This window comes from Rhizobium sp. AC44/96 (assembly GCF_001692185.1).
Taxonomy (GTDB): Bacteria; Pseudomonadota; Alphaproteobacteria; order Rhizobiales; family Rhizobiaceae; genus Rhizobium.
The window spans coordinates 155,931-181,014 of the sequence record NZ_LXKO01000030.1 but is presented as its reverse complement, the minus strand read 5'-3'; the positions used below and the strand labels follow the sequence as shown (position 1 = coordinate 181,014).

At 61.7% G+C, this 25,084-nt stretch carries 18 protein-coding genes; 7 read left to right on the top strand and 11 right to left on the bottom strand.

Going from position 1 to position 25,084, the window contains the following annotated elements:
• Positions 1 to 101: 101 nt before the first annotated feature.
• From A6U87_RS20595 to A6U87_RS20570, 6 genes are all read left to right on the top strand, one after another.
• Positions 102 to 1,229, top strand: a complete 1,128-nt coding sequence (locus A6U87_RS20595) for an ABC transporter substrate-binding protein (protein WP_065693162.1) — start codon at positions 102 to 104, stop codon at positions 1,227 to 1,229.
• 3 nt (positions 1,230 to 1,232) lie between these two features.
• Positions 1,233 to 2,297, top strand: a complete 1,065-nt coding sequence (locus A6U87_RS20590; RefSeq protein ID WP_065693161.1) for an iron ABC transporter permease — start codon at positions 1,233 to 1,235, stop codon at positions 2,295 to 2,297.
• Positions 2,291 to 3,046, top strand: coding sequence for an ABC transporter ATP-binding protein (locus A6U87_RS20585; protein WP_065693160.1), 756 nt, complete (start codon positions 2,291 to 2,293; stop codon positions 3,044 to 3,046). The genes A6U87_RS20590 and A6U87_RS20585 overlap by 7 nt, the downstream gene beginning before the upstream one ends.
• A gap of 229 nt (positions 3,047 to 3,275) precedes the next feature.
• Positions 3,276 to 4,511, top strand: coding sequence for a DNA repair exonuclease (locus tag A6U87_RS20580; RefSeq protein ID WP_065693159.1), 1,236 nt, complete (start codon positions 3,276 to 3,278; stop codon positions 4,509 to 4,511).
• 1 nt (position 4,512) lies between these two features.
• On the top strand, positions 4,513 to 7,956 hold the full coding sequence (locus tag A6U87_RS20575) for a YhaN family protein (RefSeq protein ID WP_065693158.1): 3,444 nt from the start codon (positions 4,513 to 4,515) through the stop codon (positions 7,954 to 7,956).
• A gap of 125 nt (positions 7,957 to 8,081) precedes the next feature.
• On the top strand, positions 8,082 to 8,369 hold the full coding sequence (locus tag A6U87_RS20570; RefSeq protein ID WP_065693157.1) for a hypothetical protein: 288 nt from the start codon (positions 8,082 to 8,084) through the stop codon (positions 8,367 to 8,369).
• A 60-nt stretch (positions 8,370 to 8,429) separates the two neighbouring features.
• On the opposite strand, the gene A6U87_RS20565 is transcribed toward A6U87_RS20570, so the two are convergent.
• On the bottom strand, positions 8,430 to 9,947 hold the full coding sequence (locus tag A6U87_RS20565) for an aldehyde dehydrogenase (NADP(+)) (protein WP_065693156.1): 1,518 nt from the start codon (positions 9,945 to 9,947) through the stop codon (positions 8,430 to 8,432).
• A 139-nt stretch (positions 9,948 to 10,086) separates the two neighbouring features.
• Between A6U87_RS20565 and A6U87_RS20560 the strand changes: the two genes are divergently transcribed.
• The gene (locus tag A6U87_RS20560) at positions 10,087 to 11,124 is read left to right on the top strand and encodes an Ldh family oxidoreductase (RefSeq protein WP_065693155.1); all 1,038 of its coding nucleotides are present in this window, start codon (positions 10,087 to 10,089) and stop codon (positions 11,122 to 11,124) included.
• 85 nt (positions 11,125 to 11,209) lie between these two features.
• Here A6U87_RS20560 and A6U87_RS20555 read toward each other — a convergent pair whose 3' ends face one another.
• From A6U87_RS20555 to A6U87_RS20510, 10 genes are all read right to left on the bottom strand, one after another.
• The gene (locus tag A6U87_RS20555; protein ID WP_065693154.1) at positions 11,210 to 12,172 is read right to left on the bottom strand and encodes a dihydrodipicolinate synthase family protein; all 963 of its coding nucleotides are present in this window, start codon (positions 12,170 to 12,172) and stop codon (positions 11,210 to 11,212) included.
• A 141-nt stretch (positions 12,173 to 12,313) separates the two neighbouring features.
• Complete coding sequence (locus A6U87_RS20550) at positions 12,314 to 13,456, bottom strand: Xaa-Pro peptidase family protein (RefSeq protein ID WP_065693153.1); 1,143 nt, start codon at positions 13,454 to 13,456, stop codon at positions 12,314 to 12,316.
• 170 nt (positions 13,457 to 13,626) lie between these two features.
• A complete protein-coding gene (locus tag A6U87_RS20545) occupies positions 13,627 to 14,343 on the bottom strand; it encodes a GntR family transcriptional regulator (RefSeq protein ID WP_065693152.1) in 717 nt (238 codons plus the stop codon).
• 198 nt (positions 14,344 to 14,541) lie between these two features.
• Entirely contained in the window at positions 14,542 to 16,080 is a 1,539-nt protein-coding gene (gene cysG / locus A6U87_RS20540) for a siroheme synthase CysG (protein ID WP_065693151.1), read from the bottom strand.
• Positions 16,052 to 18,709: a nitrate reductase gene (locus A6U87_RS20535; RefSeq protein WP_065693150.1), complete on the bottom strand. Its 2,658-nt coding sequence runs from the start codon at positions 18,707 to 18,709 to the stop codon at positions 16,052 to 16,054. The genes cysG and A6U87_RS20535 overlap by 29 nt, the downstream gene beginning before the upstream one ends.
• Entirely contained in the window at positions 18,709 to 19,044 is a 336-nt protein-coding gene (gene nirD / locus A6U87_RS20530; RefSeq protein ID WP_016554895.1) for a nitrite reductase small subunit NirD, read from the bottom strand. Before nirD ends, A6U87_RS20535 begins: the two co-directional genes overlap by 1 nt.
• A 3-nt stretch (positions 19,045 to 19,047) precedes the next feature.
• A complete protein-coding gene (nirB, locus tag A6U87_RS20525; RefSeq protein WP_065693149.1) occupies positions 19,048 to 21,498 on the bottom strand; it encodes a nitrite reductase large subunit NirB in 2,451 nt (816 codons plus the stop codon).
• Positions 21,499 to 21,515: 17 nt separating this feature from the next.
• Positions 21,516 to 22,751: a nitrate/nitrite transporter gene (locus A6U87_RS20520; RefSeq protein WP_065693148.1), complete on the bottom strand. Its 1,236-nt coding sequence runs from the start codon at positions 22,749 to 22,751 to the stop codon at positions 21,516 to 21,518.
• Positions 22,752 to 23,073: 322 nt separating this feature from the next.
• Positions 23,074 to 24,282, bottom strand: a complete 1,209-nt coding sequence (locus tag A6U87_RS20515) for an ABC transporter substrate-binding protein (RefSeq protein ID WP_065693147.1) — start codon at positions 24,280 to 24,282, stop codon at positions 23,074 to 23,076.
• Entirely contained in the window at positions 24,279 to 24,881 is a 603-nt protein-coding gene (locus A6U87_RS20510; protein WP_065693146.1) for an ANTAR domain-containing response regulator, read from the bottom strand. Before A6U87_RS20510 ends, A6U87_RS20515 begins: the two co-directional genes overlap by 4 nt.
• Positions 24,882 to 25,084 lie beyond the last annotated feature (203 nt).

Below are 25,084 nucleotides of genomic sequence, written 5' to 3'. Positions count from 1 at the left end.
TTTGAATCGTCAGGACTATTTCGAACTCTTCTAAAAGATAAAACTTGACGAAGACAATCATAAAATAAATACAGCTCCGAGTTTTCCACGGAGTGATCCTGATGCGTCTGACTTTGAAAGCCACGCTGCTTGCTGCCGGCATCCTTGCCTCGGCATGGCCATCGCTTGCCGACACGATAACGTTGAAGGACGTCACCGGCCGCGACATCGAGGTCAGCGTTCCCGTCAAGCACATCATTCTGGGCGAGGGGCGGCAGATCTACTTCCTTGCAGCACTCGACAAGAGCAATCCGTTCGAACATGTCGTCGGCTGGCGCGACGACCTGCCCAAGGCGGATCCGGAAACCTACGACGCGTACCTCGCGAAGTATCCTGAAATTGCCAAGCTGCCGACCTTCGGCGGCATGAAGGATGGAACCTTCAACATCGAGCAGGCCGTGGCGCTGAAGCCCGACGTGATCTTGATGAACGTCGATGCCAAGACGGCCACGGAAGAGGCGGGCTACATCGAGAAGCTCGCCAAGGTCGGTATTCCGCTCGTGTACGTCGACTTCCGCGAAAAGCCGATGGAAAATACCGAGCCGAGCATGCGCATCATGGGCAAGCTCACCGGCAAGGAGCAACTGGCCGAGGACTTCATCAAGTTCCGCGCCGACAGCATCAAGCAGGTAACGGATGTGCTGGAGAAGTCGAACCCGCCACGGCCGGTCGTCTTCGTCGAACGTGCGGGCGGATATTCCGATGATTGCTGCATGTCGTTCGGCAATGAGAATTTCGGCAAGATGGTCGAGATTGCCGGCGGGACGAACATGGCGAAGGGCATCATTCCCGGCACGTTCGGCACGGTCAATCCGGAACAGATCATCGCGTCGAACCCCGATCAGGTCATCGTGACCGGTGGCTTGTGGGAGGCATATGTGCCCGGCGGCAAGTGGGTTGGCGTGGGCTATGGCGCCGACCTCACGGAAGCGCGGCGCAAATTGCAGGGTTTGACCGAACGCCCGGCATTCACCGGCGTGAAGGCGGTGAAGGATGGCAATGTCCACGCCATCTGGCACCAGTTCTACAACAACCCCTATCAGTTCGTGGCTATTCAGCAGATGGCCAAGTGGCTGCATCCCGATTTGTTCAAGGACCTCGATCCCGAAGCGACATTCAAGGAATTGCACTCGCGCTTCCTGCCACTGGACTACAAGCCGGGATATTTCGTCTCGCTGAAGGATAGCTGACATATGGCCAGCGTGGCTCTTCAAGCTGCAGCGACTGGGCGGGAGCGCTATCGCGCTCTCGCGTTCCGGCGCATAGTGATCCTTTGTCTCCTGCTCGTGGCGCTTGGCCTCAGCATTGCGGCTGACATGGCACTCGGGCCGGCCAACTACACGATCAGTCAGGTTCTCGCCGCGTTGTTCGACCCCGCGACAGCAGCCGATCAGTTGCGCGTGGTGATCTGGGACATTCGCATGCCGATCGCGCTCATGGCTGTTACTGTTGGCGCTTCGCTGTCGGTGGCCGGCGCGCAGATGCAGACCATCCTGTCCAACCCTCTGGCCAGTCCCTTCACGCTGGGGATTTCGGCGGCGGCCAGTTTCGGGGCGGCGCTTGCGCTGGTAACGGGGGTCGCGATTTTCCCGGCCGGCATCGAATACATGGTTCCGATCAATGCCTTTCTGATGGCGATGGTCGCTGCGCTCTTCATCCATTTTGCCTCCACCTTGCGTGGTGTGACTGTCGAAACGATCGTCCTTCTGGGCATCGCTCTCGTCTTCACGTTCAACGCCGCGCTGTCGCTGCTGGAGTATCTGGCTTCCGAACAGGCGCTTGCGGCGGTTGTGTTCTGGACCATGGGAAGCCTGACGAAGGCGACCTGGGACAAGGTCTATGTGACGGCCGCCATCATCGTCGTCACGGTCCCATTGTTCATGCGCAATGCCTGGGCACTGACGGCGCTGCGCCTTGGCGACGACAAGGCCGCGAGCATGGGTGTAAACGTACGCGCGCTGCGGCTGCAGACCATGCTTACCGTCAGCCTGCTGGCTGCCATTCCCGTGTCCTTCGTTGGAACGATCGGCTTCGTCGGTCTGGTTGGACCGCACATCGCGCGCATGGTCGTGGGCGAGGACCAGCGCTTCTTCCTGCCCGGCTCGATCATCTGCGGCGCACTGCTGCTCTCCGTCACCTCGGTTGTCAGCAAGATCCTCATCCCCGGCGCGATCCTGCCGATCGGCGTTATCACCGCGATCGTCGGCGTTCCATTTTTCTTCGTGCTCATTTTCAGCAACAGGAGGCGCGCGTGGTAGCTCTTGCGTTGAAGGATGTCGGAGCCTCATACGGCCGAGTGACCGTCCTTTCGAAAGTTGGAGTGGACACGCTGAAAAGCGGCAGCCTGACTGCAGTGGTCGGACCGAACGCCGCCGGAAAATCGACGCTTTTCAAGCGGATAGCGGGGCTCATCGCTGGTCCAGGCCTCGTCGAGCTTTCCGATGCCGCCAATGGTGACCGCGCGATATGTTACATGCCGCAGGATACCGGCGCCAACGCGGTGCTCACGGTCTACGAGTCGGTTCTCCTGTCTGCAAAACAGGGTGGCGGCTGGCGTGTCCGTGATGACGAACTTTTCGAAATCGACGCCATCCTGAAGGCGCTGCGGATCGAAGATCTTGCGTTCCGCGGGCTGGGTGAGCTTTCCGGCGGGCAGCGCCAGCTGGTGTCCCTGGCCCAGGCACTTGTGCGAAAGCCCGAAGTGCTGCTGATGGACGAGCCGACATCGGCACTCGACCTGCATCGGCAGGTCGAGGTGCTGAGCTTCGTGCGCGATCTTGCCGGCAGGGCCGGCATGATCGTCCTTGTTGCCTTGCACGACCTGAATCACGCCTTGCACTATTGCGAGCACACCATCGTCATCTCCTCCGGCGAGATGGCCGTCAGCGGATCGACCCAAGAGGTCATCAACTGTGGGATGCTGCGCGACATCTACAAGGTCGACGCGCGCATCGAAACCTGCTCACACGGCAAGAAGTTTGTCATCGTCGACGGCATCGCTGCGTAGGCGCCTCGAGGCTGTTTTAAGTCACTTTCGATTCTCTATTCCCCACTTGGAGAGGCGCACACGCGTCCCATCACGTGGGGAAGGAGGCTAGCGAACCGCTGTTCGCCGGCGAAACGCCGAATATCTTGTGGCTATCCGCTGCCTCACCGGCTGTTTCGTTCATGAATCGTTTCAATCGCCCTTGCCAGCCAATAGACTTGCTGCGTCTTCATGAACACAGAGCGAGTGCATGTCGTCTTTCAGGTTCATCCACGCTGCGGATCTTCATCTGGGCAGCCCATTCCAGGGGCTCGCCCTCAAGGATCCCGACATTGCCGCCATTTTCGTTGAGGCCAGTCGCAAGGCTTTCTCGACGCTGGTGAGCCGCGCGATAGAACTTGACGTGGATTTCTTCGTGATCGCCGGCGACGTTTACGACGGCGACTGGAAGGACAACAAGATCGGCTTGTTCTTCAGCCGCGAGATGGGACGGCTCGATCGCGCGGGCATCCCGGTCTATCTCTTGCGCGGCAATCACGACGCGTTGAGCATCATTACCAAGACGATCTCTCTGCCTGGGAATGTCTACGAGTTTTCGACATCCAAGCCGGAAACGATGCTCGTCGAAAGCCTGAATGTCGCGCTGCACGGGCAAGGTTTTGCCGAGCGGTCCGCCAACGACAATCTGGCGCTGACCTATCCTCCCGCCGTTCGAGGCTGGTTCAATATCGGGGTTCTGCACACGTCTCTTGGTGGAAAGGAGCCGCACGCCCCCTATGCACCATGTTCGCTTGAAGACCTGCGCTCTCGTGGCTACGACTATTGGGCTCTTGGCCATGTGCATGAGTTCGAGGAGGTGGCAAGCGATCCGGTCGTCGTGTTCCCCGGCAATCTCCAGGGGCGAAGCGTCAGGGAGCGGGGCGCGAAAGGCGCTGTGCTGGTTACCGTCGACGATAGCAGGATCGAACTTGCGCGCATGATCGTCGATGAGGCACGTTTCGCTGTGACCGAAATCGGCATCGATCTCGACCAGAGCGCGCCTGACATATTGCGGCTGGTGGAGCAATCGGCACGTGCGATCCGCGCTGACGCTGACGAACGCATCACGGCGCTACGCGTCCGGTTGCGGGGCGCATCACGTCTGCACCGGAATTTCACGGCCAACCGGCAACAATGGATCGATGAAGTCCAGGCAGCATGTCATCGCGCCCACGAAGACATTTGGCTGGAAAAGCTTGAGTTGCTGGTGATCGAGCCTCCTATTCGCGCTGCATCGGATGGTGCGATCCTTGATCTCGGTCGACTGGTGGCCGAGCACGGCAACGAAGACGACCTGCAATCGGAGGCGGCGATCCTGCTCTCATCGATCGTTCCGCGTCTGCCCGGCGGCATCGGCGCCAGCGACCTGCCGCTTGAAATGACCGTCGATGCCCTGATCGAGGAAGCCAGGCAGTTGCTGCTGGCGCGCGGCGAGGGTGACGCCTGACATGCGCTTCGACCGTCTTGATATCCTGCGTTACGGCGCATTGACCGATCGCTCGCTTGAGTTTCGCAAAGGCGCCGGATTGCACATCATCTATGGTCCGAACGAAGCCGGAAAGTCGTCGGCCCTAAAGGCGATATCGGATCTCCTCTTTGGTTTTCCGCACGAAATCGAGCAGGCCTTTCTGCACGAGGCTTCAACCTTGCGGATCGGCGCGGCGATAACGTCGCGGGGCGGCAACGACCTCCGTTTCCGGCGGCGTCGCGGTCGCAAGAACACGCTGGTCTCCCATTCCGATCAGGAAGCGCCGCTTCCCGATGATGCGCTATCACCGTTCCTGGGTGCGCTGGCGCGGCCGGTGTTCGAGCGCGCTTTTGGACTGAATACGCGTCGCCTTCGCGAAGGTGCCGCGACGATGCTGCAAAGCGGTGGCGAGATCGGCAGCCTGTTGTTTTCTGCCGCATCCGGCCTGACCGGCCTGACGAACCTCCGCCGAGCATTGGACAGTGATGCCGAGGGGATTTTCGCCCAGCGGCGGTCGAAGGACAGGCTGTTCTATCAGGCCCTCGAACGACACGAAGAGGCGCGCAAGGCCGAGCGGGAGCACGAGCTCAGGTCCGGCGATTGGAAGAGGCTGATCGACGAGGAAGAGAGCATCGCGGCGGAGCTTGCGCAATTGCAGTCCCAGCGTCTTGCCAAGCGCCAGGAACACGGGCGACTCACCGCACTTCGCAACCTTGAGCCTTTGCTGGTCGAGATCGACGCCGAGGAGCGGGTGATTTCCGCGTTTGCGGAAATTGATGGCATGGTCGATGCGGAGGAGCGGCTCGCGACCGCGATCGAGTCCAACCGTCAGGCCGTCGACAGCATGAACGCCGCGCGGGCCAACACGTTTCGATTGCGCGATGCGCTGAGCGTCGCGCAGGTCGACGAGGCGCTCTATGACGCCGCCGGAAAGATCATGGAGCGCTATGCGGGCAAGTCCGCTTACCTTGCCGCGAAGTCCGACATTGTGCGCGTGCGCGGCGAAGTCGACGATTTCGATCAAAGGATCCGTCAGCTTGTCCGCAAGCTCGGTCTGGATGTCGAGGCGGAGCAGCTGCAGGATCACCAGCCAACCGACGCCGCGCTCGCGCGTCTTCACCATCTGGCAGAGTCAGGACGCGAATTGCGCCGGCTGTCTGTGGATGTGGAGCGAAACCTGGCCAAGGAGCGCTCCTATCTGCGCGAATTGGACAACATCTACGACGGCCCGCCTCCGGTCGATCCCCGGCCATACGCCGACAGGCTGGCAGCGCTTCAGGGTGATCTTGCCGAGATTGCTCGCGGCGACGCGTTGCAGGTTCGCATCGAACGCGCACGATCCGACCTTGAGAGCGGAATTGGCCGGCTGACGCCGGCGGTAGACAGTCTGGATCAGTTGATGTCCGTGCCTTTGCCGGATGTGGCGACACTTTCTGCGCATCGCCGCACAATCGAGACCGCGATGGCTTCGCTGGGCGAGATTTCGGGCAAGATTGCGCAGGCTGCAACAGAGATTGTTACCGTCTCCCTCGAGATGAAGCGCCTGGAGAGCGGCGACGAAATCGTGACCCGCGATGACATCTCGCGGGAGCGGTCGCGCCGCGACGAACTCTGGGATGGTTTTGTCGCAGGTGGCGCGCCTTTCAAGGCAGAGGACGTTTCGGCTGCCATCCTTCGCGTCGACCACCTCTCCGATTTGGCGCTGGCCGATGCTGAAAGGGTCGCGCGTCACACCCAGCTTCTGATGCGGTCCGCCGAACTGCTCGAGATCCAGGCTCGATTGGAGAGCGAGGAGCAAGCCGCGAGTACAAAGCTGAGGCGGCACGAGGGCGAATATACCGGGTTGTTCGCGCGCTCCGGTGTAACCCCGCTCGCGGCCGAGCAAATGGTCGAATGGCGTCGCGCCGTTGAGGACCTCAGTGCCCAGCGCACGGCATTGAATGCGCTGGAAGACGAAATGGCGGTTCTGCGGCTGAGCGAGGATCGCGCCCTTCCGGTTCTCAACGAGATCGCGAGAGAGACCGGGCTTTCGGACGCGCGTACGTTGGCCTGTTCTGCCCTTGGCCGCGTGCTACAGCGTCACCTTCAAGCCATGGAGCAGCGATGGAGCGAGAGCCGCGCGACAGATGGCAAGCGGGCTTCGAGCCTCGAGACCATTCGCGATCTTGAGGCGGACGGCGAAGAGCTGAGAGATCGGATCGACCGTTGGGAAGCTGAGTTTGCGGAAGCTGCGGCAGCTCTGGGCCTTGGAGAAGGCGCCACAATCGAGATGGCGCAAGCGACGCTGGATGTCTGGAAACAGGTGCCGCAGGTGCTTGTCGAGCGAGAAAACAGGAGCCGGCGGGTGAGGGGGATGTCCCGCGACATCCGTGCCTTCGAAGAGAGCGTGGCTGCCCTCACGGGTGAGGTCGCGACCGACCTGTCCCAGCTTTCCGCGGACGCCGCCATCGATATGCTTCACCAGCGTGCCGTTGCGACCAATTCGGAGCAGCAGCGGCGCACCAGGCTCGTGGCCGACATGGAACTCGCCGAGCTGTCGCTCAAGCGATGCGAGGAGGAGGCGACCGCCTGCGACGCCGTCTTGTCCGATCTGACGCGGTCGCTCTCCCTGGCCGTCGAGCCATCGTCGCTTCTGCAACGACTGACGGACCGGCGCGCGGCGCTGGGCAATCTTCAGGCTAGCAGGCGGCGCTTCACGCAGCATGCGAACGGTCGAGCCGAAGAGGACGTTCGTCTCGAGCTTTCCGGTTTCGATCGGACAGAGGCGGCTTTGTTGATCGAGGAGTTGGAACGCGAGGACGTCAAGCTCGTCGATCGCCTGGGCGCGCTGACCGCTCGCCTTTCCGAGACCCAGCGGAAAAAGCAGGAATTGGAGACGAGCAAGAGCGTCGAATACGCCGTGTTCGAGAAGCTGTCTGCCGAGCAGGAGACCAAGGACCTCGCGCGCCAGTGGATTGTTCTGAAATTGGCCGCAAGGATGCTCTCCAGTTCGATGGAGGCCTATCGGGAGGCCCAATCCGATCCTGTTGTGGCACGCGCCGGTACGCTGTTTTCGGCCCTGACGGAAGGAGCATTCCTAGGCTTGGCGCAGGAGTATGGCGAGGATGATGCGCTCCATCTGCAGGCTGTTCGCACAGGTGGTGAACGCGTTCCCCTTGCGGGATTGAGCGAGGGCACCGCGGACCAGCTGTATCTGGCTCTCAGACTGGCGTTCCTCGAGGACTATTGCTCGCGCAATGAGCCGGCGCCCCTTGTCATCGACGACATCTTCCAGACGTTCGACGACGACAGGACGCGGTCTGGATTGAAGACGCTTGCGTCGGCGCCACGCGCGTTCCAGACGATCCTCTTTACCCATCAGGCGAGTGTGGTCGATATCGCGATGCGCGAGCTTGGCGATGCGGTCGATGTGATCCGGATGTGAATTTCGCATTCGGCTTCTATCGGCAGAGCTCTGGCACAAAGTCGTATTGATCAACGATCGATCCTGCCTACATATAGCCTGACCAGCAGGCTTACCGGGCCGTCATCCCAAGAAAGAAGACAACTATGGACGGATCGAAGACGATCACGCAGATGAGCGTGCGCGAGCGGCAGGATATTCTTGCTGCAGTGGCGGAGGCATTAGAGCTAAGCGCAGAAGAAGCACTCAGCGAGGGCAATCGCGGCTTTGCGGTGAATTCCCAGAGCCTGGCGCTGACTATTCGTGGCAGTGCCGACACGCTGGCAAGCGAAGATCTTCGTGCGGCGGAGATTCTTCTCCAGCAGGCCATGACGCTGATCGAGGGCTTCCGCCTCCGTTATATGGAGCGCCCGCAAACACCAACTCTTCAATAAGCTGTAAATTCCAGGGAGAGCCTCATTGGCTGAAGCTCTCCCGAAATTTGGACCGTCAGATCAGCCCTGGAAATCCTCAGGCAGAAGATCTTCAGACATGTTCTGATATGCTACCGGGCGCAGGAAGCGCCGGATGGACATCGTACCTACGCTGGTCGCGCCGAAATTGGTCGAAGCCGGATACGGGCCGCCGTGCACCATGGAATCGACAACTTCGACGCCCGTTGGGAAGCCGTTCACCAGAAGGCGTCCAGCCTTGCGCTCCAGCACCGGACGCAAGCGACGTGCCGCGTCGAGATCAGCGGGCTCCATGTGGATGGTGATCGTCAACTGGCCTTCGAAGCCGCGTGCGAGGCGCTCCATTTCGTCGACCGACCCGACCCGTACCACGAGACCGAGCGGCCCGAAGACTTCCTCGCCGAGTGCATGGTCGGAAAGGTACTTCTCACCGGTGGTTTCGAACAGGTTCGGCGTAGCTTCGCGGCCGGACGATTCAGTCACGAGCAGAGGCTTGACGGTGTTGCGGGTCGCGAAACGCGCCTGTCCATCGTGGTAGGCCTTTGCAATTCCATCCGTCAGCATGGTCTGCGGAGCGACCTTGCCCAGCGCCTCGACGGCAGCTGCGGTAAAGGTATCGGCGTCAGAGCCTTCGATCACCACCGCGATGCCGGGGTTGGTGCAGAACTGGCCGGCACCCATTGTGAGCGAGCCTGCCCATCCCTGTCCGAGCGCGGCAGCGCGCGACTTCAGCGCTTCCGGCAGGAGGAACATAGGATTGACCGAACCGAGTTCGCCGAAGAAGGGGATCGGTTCAGGGCGTGCGGCGCACAGGTCGAAGAGTGCACGACCGCCAGCGAGCGAGCCGGTGAAGCCGACAGCCTTGATCCGCGGATGCTGCACGAGCGCGTGACCCACGTCGCGATTGCCGCCCTGGATCAGCGAGAAGACGCCCGGGTGAACGCCGGTCTTGCGGATGGCGGCTTCGATGGCCTGGGCCACGATCTCGCCAGTGCCGGGATGGGCCGAGTGACCCTTGACGACCACCGGGCAACCCGCTGCCAAAGCCGCCGCCGTGTCGCCGCCAGCCGTGGAGAAAGCGAGCGGGAAGTTCGACGCGCCGAAGACGGCGACCGGGCCGACCGGCCGCTGAATCAAGCGGATTTCAGGACGTGGTGCCGGCTGACGATCGGGCTGTGCAGCGTCGAAGCGGCGGTCGAGATACTCGCCCTTCTCAATGTGATCGGCGAAGAGCCGTAGCTGGCCGGTCGTGCGGCCGCGCTCGCCCTGCAGACGGGCTGCCAGAAGGCCGGTTTCCTGGGTACCGATTTCCGTGATTGCTTCTGCCCGGGCTTCGATTTCGTCGGCGATGGCGCGCAGGAACGCGGCGCGCTCGGCGCGTGTGGAATAGCCATAGCTCCAGAATGCGTCTTCCGCCGCTTCGCAGCTGCGGTTCACCAGTTCCGGCGTGCCGACGGCGAAGTGGTGCACGGGGCCATGCGCAGGGGAGGACGCGAAGGTACCCGCTCCGTCGACCCATTCGCCCGCGATGAGGTGTTTTCCATTCGGGGTGAAGACCATGTGAGGTATCCTTCTCTAATTCAGGGTGCAACTGGGCCGAACATCAGCCCTTGGCGAATTGCGCGGTCAGGCAGCTTGTATACTCTATGTATGCATAATATCAACGCTGGCGCGTGAGGCCACACATGAGAGACACAAGATGAGCGAGACCACTACCCTGACGATCACCGCGCTTCAAGAGCGTGTCGAAGCGATCTTCCGCAAAGCGGGCCTGAATGGCACGCAGGCGGGCGCGGTGGCGCGCGTGGTCGTGGCCGGGGAGCGTGACGCCTGCAAGTCGCACGGCATCTACCGGATCGAGGGCGCTCTGCGCACGGTCAAAGCGGGCAAGGTCGACCCGGATGCGCTGCCGGAACTCGTGCCGCAGGAAAGCACTGCCATCGTCAGGGTGGATGCGAAGGGCGGCTTCGCAAGCCCTGCGTTCGAACTCGGCCTGCCAGTGCTCGCCGAGCGGGCTCGATCCTGCGGGTTGGCAGCACTCGTCATCAACGACTGTACGCATTTCTCGGCGCTCTGGCCGGAGGTGGAGGCGCTGACCGAGCAGGGACTCGCGGGGCTCGTCATGTGCCCGAGCTACGCTACCGTTGCCCCGACCGGCGGCAACAAGCCACTGCTCGGTACCAATCCTCTCGCTTTCGGGTGGCCCCGCGAGGGAAAGCCAGCCTACGTATTCGACTTCGCGACCTCGGTGGCCGCACGCGGCGAGATCGAATTGTACCGTCGGGCGGGAAAGCCGTTGCCGGAGGGCTGGGCGATCGACACGGAAGGCAACCCGACGACCGATCCGAACGCGGCGCTTGCCGGCGCAATGCTGCCCTTTGGCGGGCACAAGGGATCAGCCATCGCCACGATGGTCGAGCTTCTGGCCGGAATCATGATCGGTGATCTGACCAGTCCTGAGGTGCTTGACCTTCTTGGGACGACGACGCTGGCCCCGCGCCACGGCGAGCTCATCCTTGGCTTTTCGCCTCGCGCCTTCGCCGCAGGTCGTTCCGGCGATCCCTTCGCCCGCGCGGAAGTCTTGTTCGAGGCAATTGCCGGCCAAGGCGCACGCTTGCCTTCACAGCGGCGCTACGCTGCCCGTACCAAGTCAGTGGCGGATGGCATCGCGTTGACCCAGGCCGAGGTGGAGCAGCTTGACCGCCTGCTGGCGCTTGGGCTTGACGCAGTCGCCTAGCGACAGCGCTGACGTTTCAACATCGTCCTTCATGCAAAAAGGCCCTCGTTGAGAGGGCCTTTCAAGATAGCGGCTTGGCCGGAATTTAACCCTTGTAGGTCTGCACCGCGCCCGGGAGCTTGCTCCAGGTGGCATACCACGTGTTGAAAAGGTTGAACTGCGTATCGACGTAGCCGCGCTGGCTCTCGGTCAGGGCGTCGGTCTCGTTGAAGTGGAGCGTGTACTCCTTGTCACCCTTCAGCACCATCATGCGCTTGTAGTAGAGAACAAGGTCCGGACCCTCGTCGAAGGACGACAGGACATTCAGTGCCCTCTCAAGCTCTTCCGCGCGTTGGCGCGCTTCCACATCACCCTTGGCAGCGGCCTGCGAAAGGTTGCACAGGTGAATGACTTCCTTCGGCAGTACGTTGCCGATGCCGGTGATGGCGCCGGTCGCACCGCAGTTCACGAAACCGTGGAACACGCCGGTATCGACACCGATCATCAGCGTAACGCTATCGTCGCCGCTCGTGATGTTCTCAGCCGCATAGCGCATGTCAGCGGCGCCACCGAATTCCTTGAAGCCGACGAGGTTGGGATGCTCGGCGCGCAATGCAAAGAACAGGTCGGCGCGGGTGGCAAAGCCGTAGTAGGGGCTGTTGTAGATAACGGCGGGAAGCTCCGGTGCGGCGGCGAGGATGGCCTTGAAATGGGCCTTTTGCGCAACCGGAGAAGGACCACGCGACAGAACGCGCGGGATTACCATCAGGCCGTTCGCGCCAACCTTCTGAGCGTGCGCGGCATGTGCGACGGCGAGTGCGCTGTTGACGGCTCCCGTGCCGACGATAACTGGAACGCCGGCCTTCACCAGGCGCTCCACACCTTCCATGCGCTGTGCATCGGTCAACAGCGGCCAGTCACCCATCGATCCGCAATAGACAACGGCCGACATGCCTTGGGCGATCAGTTCCTTGCCTTTGCGGACAAGCGCATCGAAGTCCGGGCTGCGGTCTTCCTTGCAGGGCGTCATCAGCGCGGGAATTACACCCGAAAAAATCTTGGCCTTCATTTCAAGCTCCTGTGAACCTCTGGTGGCTGGCGATTGCGACGCCCGACGCGTCCAATCCGACCCTTTCGAGATCTATAATACACGCTGTATTCTTTTTGTCGACAGAAAAGACGTGCCGGAAGAATCCGGCACGGGAAGCAATCAGGCAAACGGCTCAGCCGGACCCTTTGCCGGTGTCGTAAACCACTTAGGCCCGGTCTCGGTCATGTGGATGTGATCTTCCAGCCGGATACCATAGCGACCGGGGAAGACGATCATCGGTTCGTTGGAAAAGCACATGCCGGTTTCGAGCACCGTGCGGTTACCGCGAACGATATAGGGCTCTTCATGGATTTCGAGACCCAGGCCATGGCCGGCCCGGTGCGGCAAGCCGGGCAGCGCATAATCAGGTCCTAGACCATGCCGTGTGATGACGGCGCGCGCGGCATCGTCAAGACTGCCGCAGGCAGCGCCAAGCCGGGCAGCCTCGAAAACCGCTTGCTGCGCTTCGCGTTCGATCGACCAGGCGCGGGAAAATTCTGCGTCGGGCGCATCGAGAACATAGGTGCGGGTGAGGTCGGAATGGTATCCGTCGATCCGGCAACCGGTGTCGACGAGCACGACATCGCCTGCCGAATAGGTCTGCTCGCCCTCCGCGCCGTGGGGGAGGGAGGTCGCCTCCCCGAAGGAAACGATGCAGAAGCTCGATCCATTTGCCGCGCCGAGCGCCCGGTGCTGCTCGTCGATATAGCAGACCACATCGGACGCCTTGGTGCCTGGCTTGATGAAGCCATGTGCCCGACGATGCACTTCGAGCGTCAGGTTCATCGCATACTGGATGATAGCGATCTCAGCTGTCGATTTGCGCAGGCGAATATCGCGGATGATACGTCCGCCATCGACCAGACGGTCCGAGCCCATGGCACCGGCCAGCGCATGATAGGCGAAAAGCGGTAGCGCATCGTCGAGACCGAGACGATCCGTGGGACCAAGCAGCGAGGCAACGCGCGTGGAGCTGCTTTCATCTTCTTCCCAGGTGATGATCTCACCGGCAAGTTTCGGCATGCTGTCGACCTTGCTGAGCTCGAAGCCCGGAACGATGTAGTGGAGCGCGGTTGGCGTGACCAATGCGCCGAGCAATCGTTCGCTCGGGTGCCAGGCAAGTCCGGTGAAATAGCGAAGGCTTTCCGTTGATCCGAGAAGAACGCCCTGCAGATTGGCGGTTTCCATGCTCGCGCGAAGGCGGGCAAGGCGTGCCAGACGCTCGGCATCGGAAATTGCGGATGGGCGTGGGGACAAAGACATAATCGTTCCTTCTCATGCAAGGCGCCAGAAGAACGGGAGGCATTACCGTCAGCGCCGGATCATTGTGGTAAATGGTGGCCCTCGAGGGCGCCTTGTTTGTGTTCTCGTGAAGTAGCCCGGGACCCACAGCCTGAACCGATAGGCTCGTCCTGCCGCAAGGGCGCTGAAAACTAGAGGCCCGGCAGCGCACGCGCGTTGTTGAAGTCGCGAGAGATATACTCCTGGATTTGACGAACGATCTGGTCCGCGTGCTCAACGGCGAGCCTGTCGGCCTTTTCGACATCACCGGTGCGGATTGCGTCGATCATCTCCTCGTGCTCGTCGACATACTGCCTTGGCAGCCTGTCATCGAAAGTCGAGTAGTAGAGCCGCAAGATACGGCGACCCTCGTCGAGCAAACGCGCGAAGAATGTTGTGTAGTAGGAGTTACCGGCGCGCTCGGCGATGGCGACGTGAAACTCGCGGTTCGCCTCGATCATCGTAAAGGCATCCTGCGCTTCCACGGCAGCGATGAAATCGCGCTGATGGCGCAGGATTTCATCAAGGCCAGCCGTTCCACCGCGCTGGGCGGCACCACGGGTCGTCACACGGTACATTAGCGTCAGCGCTTCGAAATAGGTCGGGAGGGTAGAAAAATCGATGATTGCGACGATCGTGTTCCGGTTTGGAAGAGTCGTGACCAACCCATCGGCGACCAGTCGCAGCAGGGCTTCGCGAATCGGTGTCCGCGACATGCCGAAGCGCTCGGAAAGCCTCACCTCATCGAGCGGGCTGCCCGGCGGCAGAGCCATGGAAAGAATTTCCCGGCGCAAGGCGGTGTAGATGCTTTGGGTTCCCGAACCACGCGTTCTTACGGTGTCCTCGGAACTTATATCTTTGTCGCTCATCCTGCCTGCCCGCTCCATTCGCTGCCTACCGCCAAACCGTTCAGGACGGCCTCAAGCTCGCAAAGGCAGCTAGTCTTTCGATCCGAAGAAAAGTCAACTCTCCGAACCTCAAGGCGATAAGGCAGATAGCGGGAATTGCAACCCGGGCGCTCTGCGATCCCCTGCAAAACGCGGTGGCTATCGGCAGCCGTCGGCGATCTAGCCGTTGCCGACCCGCAGGAGCGTTTCGGTGGCGTGATCGTCGCCCTGGGTTGGGGCTGGAGGCACCTGCGGAAGCAACCGGTGTTCCGCGACGCCTGTGGCGCGGGCCGCCAGCGCCCGACCGACAGCAATCAGGACAGGGTTGTCATAGCCGACGTCGGCGATGCCCTCGCGCACCGTATCGAGCGTTCCATACCACTGTGCCTGTGTCGCACGGCTTACATCACTCATGATCACGACAGGTGTCGAGGGTGGCAGCCCTTCCGTCATCAGCCGTTCGGCAATCATTGGCGCCGTCCTGCCTCCCATGTAGAACACCGTGGTCGTGTGCGTGTCGGCCGCGGTCTTCCAGTCGACATTGGTTGGCAGTCCGCCGTGGCGCGAGTGGCCGGTCATAAAGCGGACAGACTGGGCGTGATCACGGTGCGTAAGGGAAATGCCGAGGCGCGACGCCATGGCGCTCGCTGCCGTAATTCCGGGAATCACGTCCACCGGAATGTTCTCGCGATCGAGATGGGCGATCTCTTCGCCGGCGCGACCGAAGATCATGGGATCGCCGGATTTCAGTCGCACGACGCGTTTGCCAGCCTTTGCAAGCTTCACCATCATGTCGTTGATGTCTTCCTGCTTGCAGCTCGTGCGCCCACCGCGCTTGCCGACAAGCATGCGCTTGGCCTCTCGGCGGGCGAGCTCCAGCACTTCCAGTGAAACCAAATCGTCAAAAAGAATGACGTCTGCCGCCTGCAGGGCGCGGACGGCTTTCAATGTCAGCAGCTCCGCATCGCCGGGCCCGGCGCCAACCAGCGTTACCCGGCCGCGCGACGAGTGGGCGGGCGCTCCTCGAAGCCTTTCGGCTTCCTCGAGAAGCTGCCCGCCGACGCCCTCCTCCGGCGTATCCGAACTTGAAAAGGCGCGATCGACGAATGTCTCCCAGAAGGCACGGCGCAAGGGGCCCGCCGCCAGCCGTTCGTTGACACGATCTCGCAGCGCCTGTGCCAATCCCGCCCAGGCTTTCAGCGTGCGCGGAAGCAATGTCTCGATCCGCCGGCGGATTGCCTGGGCAAGGATCGGAGCGGCGCCATCTGTGGAGATCGAGACCACGACGGGTGAGCGATTGACGATCGAGCCGAACTGGAACTGGCAGAAGGCAGGCTTGTCTATGATGTTGACCGGTACACCGGCGACGCGAGCCGCGCCGAAAAAGGCCGCCGCCTCGTCATTTCCCTCGCAATCGGCGATGGCTATGACCGCGCCGACGAAGCCCGTTTCATCCCATGCTTGGCAGTGATGAACGAAGCCGCCCTCAGGGTGTTCCGCGCCGCGCAAGATCAGCTTCTCGAAACTGTCGGAGAGCTCTTCGGCATAGATATGAACCTGTGCGCCGCAGGCCGCGAGAAGCTCGGCCTTCCAGGCGGCCGCATCTGTGCCGCCCGCGATGACAGCGCGCGTGCCCTCCAGTGCCCAGAACACCGGGAGCTTCGCGAGTGGCTCCATGCGGGCGGGTGCTTCATTCAGCGGCTGCTGCAAGACATCCATCGATGATCCCCCTGATTTCAGCGCGGCAGGAGCCGCAGTTGGTTCCAGCGTTGAGTTCCTTGCCGATCGCCTCGACGCTGTGACAGCCGTTGCGCACTGCGCCGACGATCTGGTTGACGCCAACGCTGAAGCAGGAACAGACGGTGGCGCCTGGATCGGGCTTGTCGGCGCCGGGGCGCCCGGCGACGAGGGCGAAACGCTTGCGCAGATCGCCATGTTCGGCGGTGAGCTGCGAGATCGCCCAGTTGCGCGCGACGGCCACCGGTTCGCGGGCCAGGAACAGCGCTGCAAGCAGGCGCTTGCCGGCAAAGAAGGCCAGGCGGAGATCGCCTGATTGCTCGTCGGCATAGCCGAGTGGTTCGACATCCTCAGGGATCGCGAAGGTGCTGCGGCACCAGCTGCACCAGTCGTCGGCTGCCTGATCGAACGCCAGTTCGAGGCGCCAGCCCCCCTCGGCTTTGGCCAGTGCCCAATAGGCTGCGTCCAGATTGTCGGGCTTCGCTGTCGACACCGCAAAACCGTAGCGTGCTGCCTTGAACGGCCGGGCGGCCACCGCGACGTTCTTGGAGGCGGGCTGGCCGGACACGGGGTCCGTCAGCGGGGCGACGACCGCGTCGATGCGGGCCTTGGCGGCAAATTGATCGTTCCAGTGCATCGGCACGAAGATGCTGCCACGGGCCTGTCGCTCGGTAAGCAGCGCCCGTACGATCGCGCGTCCATAAGGGCTCGCGATTTCGACGAGACCGGCATTGCCGATGCCGGCCTCGATGGCGTCGCGCGGGTGCAGCTCGGCGAACGGCTCGGCAATGTGGGCCGACAATCGCGCACTTTTGCCGGTTCGCGTCATCGTGTGCCACTGGTCACGGATGCGGCCGGTGTTCAGCGTGAACGGATAGTCAGGATTGGTGCGATCGGATCCGGTCGGCTCGATTGCGATGAAGCGTGCCTTGCCGTCCTGATGAAAGAAACCGCCACTGGCGAAGAAGCGTGTGATGCCTCTGTGTTTGCCGACCGGCTGCGGCCACTGGAAGGGAACCATCGTGTCATAGGCCGGCTCGCCCATGCCAACGTAGGCGCCGATGTCGAAATCGCGGCTGCCGGTGTTCTCGAAGGCAGAGAGCGCGGCATGCTCGTCAAAGATTTCGGCATTGGAGCCAAAGTCGAAGGCTTCGACAAAACCCATGCGGCGTGCGACTTCGTTCAGTTGCCACCAATCGGCGCGGGCCTCGCCGGGTGCGTCGAGGAAGGCACGTTGACGGGAAACGCGGCGCTCGGAGTTCGTCACCGTGCCGCTCTTTTCGCCCCAGCCGAGGGAGGGCAGCAGGACATGCGCATGGCGGGCCGTATCGGTTTCCCTGAGGATGTCCGAGACGACGACGAAGGGACAGGCCTTGATGGCGGCCTCGACGGCATCTGCATCCGGCATGGAGACAACCGGGTTGGTCGCCATGACCCACAACGCCTTGATGCGACCGTCAGCGACCGCCTTGAACATGTCCACGGCCTTGAGGCCGGGCTTCTGCGCGATCCTCGGAGACCTCCAGAAGCGCTGGACGCGATCGCGGTCTTCGGCATTTTCGATTGCCATGTGGGCAGCGAGCATGTTCGCGAGCCCGCCGACTTCGCGGCCGCCCATGGCGTTCGGCTGACCGGTGAGGGAGAACGGCCCCATGCCCTGCCTGCCGATCCGGCCGGTTGCGAGATGGCAGTTGATGATTGAATTGACCTTGTCGGTGCCGGAGGAGGACTGATTGACGCCCTGGCTGTAGCAGGTGACGACCTTTTCCGTTGTCGCAAACAGGCGATAGAATTCGCGAAGCTGCATGGTCGGCAGGCCCGTGCGTTCGAGGATCTCGTTCGATGAAAGATTGGACGCCGTCGCGAAGGCCTCGGCAAAGCCGTTGGTGTGTTCGGCCACATAGTTCTGGTCGACGCATCCGTTCGAGATCAGATGCGAGAACAAGCCGACGAACAGGGCGACATCACTGTCGGGGCGGATCGCCAGGTGCAGGTCGGCGATATCCGATGTCATCGTGCGCCGCGGGTCGATGACAACGACCTTCATTCCCGGGCGAGCTGCCTTGGCGGCCGCCAGCCGCTGATAGATCACGGGGTGGCACCAGGCGAGGTTCGAGCCGGTGAGGATCACCAGGTCGGCAAGCTCGATGTCCTCATAGGTGCCGGGCACTGTGTCCGATCCGAAGGCGCGGCGGTGGCCGGCGACGGAGGACGACATGCAGAGGCGCGAATTGGTGTCGATGTTGGCCGAACCGATGAAGCCCTTCATCAGCTTGTTGGCGAGGTAATAGTCTTCGGTCAGCAGCTGACCGGAGACGTAAAAGGCAACGGAATCGGGGCCATGCTCGTTGATGGCATCCGAAAACCGCTGTGCGACGAGGTCAAGCGCCTGTTCCCATTTCACCCGCTCCCCGGAAATTTCCGGGTAGAGGATGCGCCCATCGAGATCGATCGTCTCGCCGAGCGCAGAGCCCTTCGAGCAGAGTCGCCCGAAATTGGACGGGTGGTCCGGGTCGCCCTTGACGGAAACCTTGCCGTCTTCTGCAACCTTGGCGATGACGCCGCAGCCAACGCCGCAATAGGGACAGGTTGTCTTGACCTCTCTTTCCATCATTCGGCTGCCATCATCAGGCTTTCAAGCGCGATATAGAGCGCACCGTTTTCGTTACGCACCGCAATGGTCCTGACCTCGCCCTCATCTGCTCCGAGTGCCTTGCCGGTTTCGAGCGAGATCACCCAGTTGTGCAGCGGGCAGGTGACTGCCTTCGCATGAACGATACCCTGCGAGAGCGGCCCGCCCTTGTGCGGGCAGTGGTCCTCTATGGCGAAGACCTCGTTCTCCGCGGTGCGGAAAACGGCGACCTTGCCCTGCGGTGTCTTCACACAGCGTGCGCCGCGCAGCGGAATGTCGGAGATGTCGCCGATTGAAATCCAGTTCATGTCCATCTCCTACTCAGCGGCCTGGGGGTAGCCGATGGTCGCCATCGGCTTGAACTCATGCTTGTCCTTGCCGGAGACGCGCTCCGACCAGGGATCGACCTGGGCGAATTTCTGCGAGAAGACGAAACGGTCGTAATAGGCCTTGCGCTTGTCGGCATCGCCCATGATCTGGCGGCGGATTTCGTCGAGGCCGACGCGCTTCGCCCACTTGTAGATGCGCTCGAGATAGCGGGCCTGCTCGCGGTACATCTGCGTCAGCGCCACGATATGCTCCAGTGCTTCGTCCTCGGTCCTGACGAGGCCGAGAACTTCCGTGCCCTTGATGTCGAGACCGGCGGCTCCGGCAAAGTGGATCTCGAAACCTGAGTCGACGCAGATGACGCCGATGTCCTTGCAGGTCGCTTCCGCGCAGTTGCGCGGGCAGCCAGAGACAGCGAGCTTCAGCTTGGCCGGCGTCCATGAGCCCCACATGAACTTCTCGATGCGGATGCCGAGGCCGGTCGAATCCTGGGTGCCGAAGCGGCACCAATCGGAGCCGACACAGGTTTTCACGGTGCGCAATCCCTTGGCGTAGGCCTGCCCGGAGACGAAGCCGGCCTTGCCGAGGTCCGCCCAGACAGCCGGCAGATCTTCCTTCTCGATACCGAGCAGGTCGATGCGCTGGCCACCGGTGACCTTAACCATCGGGATTTCGAACTTGTCGACGACATCGGCGATGGCGCGCAATTCGTTGGAGTTTGTCACGCCGCCCCACATGCGCGGAACGACGGAGTAGGTGCCGTCCTTCTGGATGTTGGCGTGGACGCGCTCGTTGATGAAGCGCGACTGGTAATCGTCGGCATATTCGTCCGGCCAGTCGCAGACGAGGTAGTAGTTCAGCGCCGGACGACACTTGGCGCAGCCGCATGACGTCTTCCATTCCAGCTCCTGCATGACGGCGGGGATCGTCTTCAATCCCTTGGCCTTGATCAGGCGACGAACATCGTCATGACCGAGCTCGGTGCAGGTGCACATCGGTGTGACGGCCGCGGGATTGTAGCTGTCGCCAAGCGTCAGGGTCATCAGCTGCTCCACCAGGCCGGTGCAGGAGCCGCAGGAAGCGGATGCCTTGGTGTGGGCGCGGACGTCGTCGAGCGACGTCAGCCCCTTGGCCGTGATGGACGAGGTGATCTTTCCCTTGCATACGCCGTTGCAGCCGCAGATTTCCGCATCATCCGGCAAGGCTGCAACGGCCGCCATAGGGTCCAGCGGCGACCCTCCCTGGTAGGCCTGACCGAAGATCAGCGTTTCGCGCATCTCGGTGATGTCGGTCTGCTTCTTCTTCAGATCGTTGAACCAGGCGCCATCGGCCGTCTCGCCGTAAAGGACGGTGCCGATGATCCTGTTGTCCTTGAGCACTAGGCGTTTGTAGACCCCTGCCGAGGCGTCGCGGAGCACGATCTCCTCGCGATCGTCGCCATCGGCGAAATCGCCGAGCGAATAAAGTTCGATGCCCGTCACCTTGAGCTTGGTCGGCGTGTCGGAGTGCACGAAAGCGGCGGAGGTGTCACCGGAGAGGTGCGAGGCGGCGACGCGCGCCATTTCGTAGAGCGGCGCGACAAGGCCGTAGACCTGGCCGCCGACTTCTGCGCATTCGCCAAGTGCCATGATGCTGCCGTCCGAGGTCTGCATGCCGGCGTCGACGACGATGCCGCGATTGACCGCGATGCCGGCATCCTTCGCAAGCCCGACGCTGGGACGGATGCCGACCGCCATGACGACAAGCGTTGCCGGAATGATGCGGCCATCGTCCAGTTCGATGCCTTCGACCTTGCCGTTGCCAATGATCGCCTTGGTGTTGGCCTTCGTGATGACCTTGATGCCACGCTCTTCCACGGCCTTCTGCAGGAGATAACCGGCAGCCGGATCGAGCTGGCGCTCCATCAGCGTCGGCATGACATGCAGCACGGTCACGTCCATGCCGCGCTGAGCAAGGCCGGCAGCCGCTTCGAGGCCGAGCAGGCCGCCGCCGATGACGATCGCCTTCTCGCGTGACTGTGCTGCCAGCAACATCGCCTGCACGTCGTCCAGGTCGCGATAGGTGATGACACCAGGCAATTCCTTGCCGGGGACGGGAATGATGAAGGGGACCGAGCCGGTGGCGATCACCAGCTTGTCGTAGCTCTCGGTGACGCCGTGGTCCGATGTGACCGTCTTTGCGTGCCGGTCGATCGCAACGATCTTGTGGCCCTTGTAGAGCGTGATGCCGTGCTTGATGTACCAGCCATCACCGTGAATGATGATTTGCTCGTAGTCCTTCTCGCCGGACAGGACCGGCGAGAGCATGATGCGGTCATAGTTGACGCGCGGCTCGGCGTTGAAGATCGTGACCTGATATTCGCCCGGCGCCTTTTCGAGCAAGTGCTCGAGCATGCGTCCCGGCGCCATACCATTGCCGACGATGACAAGTTTCTGGGTCATTGGTTTTCGTTCCCGAATTAGGATGCTGCGACGGCCTGGGAGGACAGGCCACGGCGTTCGAGTTGCTTTACGGATAGGTGCATCCAGACAAAGGCGATCGAAACGACCACGAAGAGCAGCAGGAAACAGCTCGACCAGAGCCCGGTCATATCCTTGAGGGCGCCGAAGGCGATCGGCAGGATGAAGCCGCCAAGGCCGCCCATCATTCCAACGACGCCGCCGACAGCGCCGACGCTTTCCGGGTAGTAGACAGGGATATGCTTGTAGACGGCTGCCTTGCCGAGGCTCATGAAAAAGCCGAGTACGAAGACGACGACGATGAACGCTGCCGGCGTTACCGCGAAGGACAGGATGAGCGTGGCGACGGCGGAAACTGCCAAGGTCGCATACATCACGCTTCGGGCGCCCTTCTTGTCGGAAACAAAGCCGCCGAATGCCCGAAAGATGCTGCCGGGGATCGAATAGGCAGCGGCGACCATGCCGGCGGTCTCAAGATTGAAGCCGTATACGCCGACCAGATAACGCGGCAGCCACAGGGAAAGGGCGACGAAACCGCCGAAGGCGAAGAAGTAGTAGAGCGAGAAGCGCCAGACCTGGACGTTCTTCAGAGGGGCAAACTCCTGAAGCAGGCTCTTGCGGGCAACGCCGCGATTGCGGCGAGCGCGAAAGGCCGGATCATCGGATGTGCTGAACCAGAAGACGAGTGCCATGGCAGCAAGGACGAGAGCCCAGATCTCGGCAACCGCCTGCCATCCCCAGGCAAGAAGGACGAAAGGTGCTGCGAACTTGGTAACTGCTGCGCCGACGTTGCCTGCGCCGAAGATACCGAGTGCCGTTCCCTGCTTCTGCGCGGGAAAGAACGGCGAGATATAAGCGACGCCAACCGCGAATGAGCCGCCGGCGAGGCCGACGCCCAGGCCCGCGATCAACATCTGCGGGTAGGTGGTGGCATAGGACAGCAGAAAAGTTGCGACTGCTGCTGCCAGCATCGTCAACGTGTAGACGAGGCGACCGCCGTATCGTTCGGTCCATATGCCAAGCAGGATGCGAACGAGCGATCCGGTCAGGACAGGTGTGCCGACCAGCAATCCGAACTGGGTCTCGCTCAGGCCCAGTTCCTGTTTGATCCGAATGCCGATGATCGCAAATATCGTCCAGACGGCGAAACAGATCGTGAAGGCGAGAGTGGAAATCCACAATGCTCTGGCTGGTTCGCCGGTGGACATGGGCTGCGTTTTCTTGAGAACAGACATAGCTTCTCCGGGGCCCGACAAGGTCGTGCCTATCCATCGCTGGGGGTTAAAAACAAAAAGCCGCTGGTCAGGGAGCGCGCGTGCACCACGAGGTGCGCGAGATGTCCTGAACAGCGGCTTTGCTTGGGGCGCCCGTCGTTGGACGCCGAATTCTTGGCTTATTGGCCTTCTTAAAGGAAAGCAAAAGGCGTGCCAGATTTTTTAAGATTATGATTTGTAAGGATTTTGTAGTTTTGGTCGATGGTGCGGAGACCAGGCGCTTTAAAAGCAGTGCAACATTTCATCCAAATTTTGTGCAATGCGCACAAAATGAGCACGCCGCTTAGCGGACGGTCTGGCTCTCAATGTAAGCATCGACTCGATCGGGATCGAACAGGCTGCCATCAAAGAAACCGTCCGGCCCAAGTGTCAAAGTGCCGGTCGAGCCGACAGGCGTCTCGGTGGCCAGAGCGCCCTCGACCTTGGAGTTCGCGGACGGCAGCGCGACGCCGAGCGTCTTAAGGGCGCTGCGGTAGAGATCCGGTCGATAGGTATCTGCCGCGATCTGCTGGTGGCCGGGCGTGTGTTCGATATGCCCCCATCGAACCATTTGCGTGTAGAACCACAGGGCGTGGCTCCGCCATGGAAAGGTCGCGGCCTTGGCATTGGGAACGAAAAAGTCCTGCACCGTCTGGATTTGTCCGCCACCGATCGAAAGTCTGCCAGTCAGAGCGGGCAACAGGTTTTCAGCTGGTCGGCCGACATAGGTCGTTGTTGCCAAAAGCGCTGCGAGTTCCTCGTGATTTGCCGGATTGGAGCACCAGAGCGAAGCCTGGTAGAGCGCCCGAAGGAGGGCAGCCAGCGCCTCAGGATGGTTGTCTGCCCACCGGCGGTTGACGCCAAGGACTTTCTCCGGACTGGACTTCCAGATTGCCGCCTTGACTGTCGCCAGATGGGCGTCGCTTCTGAGGACGCCGAGCGTGTTCCAGGGCTCGCCCGCGCAATAACCATCGATAATGCCGGCGGTAAGGGCATCGGCCATATCCGGCGGGGGTAGGATGACGATCTCGACATCATTCTCGGGGTCGATGCCGCTCGCCGCCAGCCAGTAGCGAAGTTCGTAGTTGTGGCCTGAATAGGGGTGGACGACGCCGAGGCGTACCTTGTCGCCCTTGCGGCCGACGATCGCCTGCCGCAGTGTCAGCCCGCTTGATCGAGCGTCGAGATCGGCGGTTGCGCCGTGATCGACCATTTCGCTCCACAATTCAGGAGACACGGTGACTGCGTTGCCGCCCAGCCCCAACGCCATCGGGACGACCATCTGCGGCGCGGGAGCCGTCAGCCCGAGATTGCAGGCAATTGGCATCGGCGCAAGAATGTGGGCCACATCGAAGTGGCGGACCGCCAATCGGTCCCGGATCGTTGCCCAGGAGCGCTCGCGCACGAGCTTGAGGGCAACCGAGTGCTCCTCGGCAAACCCCTTTTCCTTGGCGGCCACCAGAAGCGCACTATCGAGAAGCGGCAGGAAGCCCGCGGTGATTTCGTGTGTCATGCGTCGGTTCCGGGGTCGAGCAGGCTTGCTGCGGTAACAAGGCTTTGGGCGATTTCGACGATCTTCCTGTTCTGGTTCATGGCCGTTCGTCGCAACAGGGCATAGGCGTCCTCTTCCGACAGCCCTCTCGAGCGCATCAGAAGTCCTTTTGCGCGGTCGATCACCTTTCGGTTCTCCAGTTCACCGCGGGTTTCCTCCAGCTCGCGGCTCAGACGGGAGAACGCATTGAACCGGCTGATCGCCATCTTCAGGATGGGACGAACCCGCTCCTGCTTGAGCCCGTCGACGATATAGGCGGACACGCCGGCTTCGACAGCGGCCTCGATCGACGCCTCGTCCGACTTGTCGACGAACATGGCGATCGGGCGTTTCACGGCGCGTGAAATCTGAAAGATGCCTTCGAGCATGTCACGATTGGGATTTTCGATGTCGATGACGATGACGTCGGGATTGATCTCCATGATGCGCCGGGCAAGGCCATGCATATCGGCAATAATCGTCACCCTGTCGTAGCCGGCCTCGCGGAGACCCACCTCGATGATGGACGCTCGGATGCTGTTCTCGTCGATCACAAGGACGTTGAGGCTGCTGGGTTTCATGAGGTGGTTGACCGCAAAATCATCTGGCCTTCATTGACGAGGGATAGGAGGCGCGCTTGCATCATCCTGTCGCTTTAACTCATGCATGGTTTGCAATTTGTCACTCGATCACGGCCTGCGGCTCATTGAATGCGCAAAAGAGGTCGCCAGATCAAGTTGTTTATCTCGTCGCTGGCCACGGCAGCACGGCGCGTCGTCCCGCA

What these genes read in the sequence shown, in the direction of transcription:
- A6U87_RS20545 (WP_065693152.1), bottom strand. Translation starts at nt 14,343, where the DNA reads ATGAGCGACAAAGATATAAGTTCCGAGGACACCGTAAGAACGCGTGGT.
- A6U87_RS20535 (WP_065693150.1), bottom strand. Translation starts at nt 18,709, where the DNA reads ATGGAAAGAGAGGTCAAGACAACCTGTCCCTATTGCGGCGTTGGCTGC.
- nirD (WP_016554895.1), bottom strand. Translation starts at nt 19,044, where the DNA reads ATGGACATGAACTGGATTTCAATCGGCGACATCTCCGACATTCCGCTG.
- A6U87_RS20565 (WP_065693156.1), bottom strand. Translation starts at nt 9,947, where the DNA reads ATGGTCTTCACCCCGAATGGAAAACACCTCATCGCGGGCGAATGGGTC.
- A6U87_RS20555 (WP_065693154.1), bottom strand. Translation starts at nt 12,172, where the DNA reads ATGAAGGCCAAGATTTTTTCGGGTGTAATTCCCGCGCTGATGACGCCC.
- A6U87_RS20575 (WP_065693158.1), top strand. Translation starts at nt 4,513, where the DNA reads ATGCGCTTCGACCGTCTTGATATCCTGCGTTACGGCGCATTGACCGAT.
- A6U87_RS20560 (WP_065693155.1), top strand. Translation starts at nt 10,087, where the DNA reads ATGAGCGAGACCACTACCCTGACGATCACCGCGCTTCAAGAGCGTGTC.
- cysG (WP_065693151.1), bottom strand. Translation starts at nt 16,080, where the DNA reads ATGGATGTCTTGCAGCAGCCGCTGAATGAAGCACCCGCCCGCATGGAG.
- A6U87_RS20580 (WP_065693159.1), top strand. Translation starts at nt 3,276, where the DNA reads ATGTCGTCTTTCAGGTTCATCCACGCTGCGGATCTTCATCTGGGCAGC.
- A6U87_RS20590 (WP_065693161.1), top strand. Translation starts at nt 1,233, where the DNA reads ATGGCCAGCGTGGCTCTTCAAGCTGCAGCGACTGGGCGGGAGCGCTAT.
- A6U87_RS20550 (WP_065693153.1), bottom strand. Translation starts at nt 13,456, where the DNA reads ATGTCTTTGTCCCCACGCCCATCCGCAATTTCCGATGCCGAGCGTCTG.
- A6U87_RS20570 (WP_065693157.1), top strand. Translation starts at nt 8,082, where the DNA reads ATGGACGGATCGAAGACGATCACGCAGATGAGCGTGCGCGAGCGGCAG.
- A6U87_RS20515 (WP_065693147.1), bottom strand. Translation starts at nt 24,282, where the DNA reads ATGACACACGAAATCACCGCGGGCTTCCTGCCGCTTCTCGATAGTGCG.
- nirB (WP_065693149.1), bottom strand. Translation starts at nt 21,498, where the DNA reads ATGACCCAGAAACTTGTCATCGTCGGCAATGGTATGGCGCCGGGACGC.
- A6U87_RS20595 (WP_065693162.1), top strand. Translation starts at nt 102, where the DNA reads ATGCGTCTGACTTTGAAAGCCACGCTGCTTGCTGCCGGCATCCTTGCC.
- A6U87_RS20520 (WP_065693148.1), bottom strand. Translation starts at nt 22,751, where the DNA reads ATGTCTGTTCTCAAGAAAACGCAGCCCATGTCCACCGGCGAACCAGCC.
- A6U87_RS20510 (WP_065693146.1), bottom strand. Translation starts at nt 24,881, where the DNA reads ATGAAACCCAGCAGCCTCAACGTCCTTGTGATCGACGAGAACAGCATC.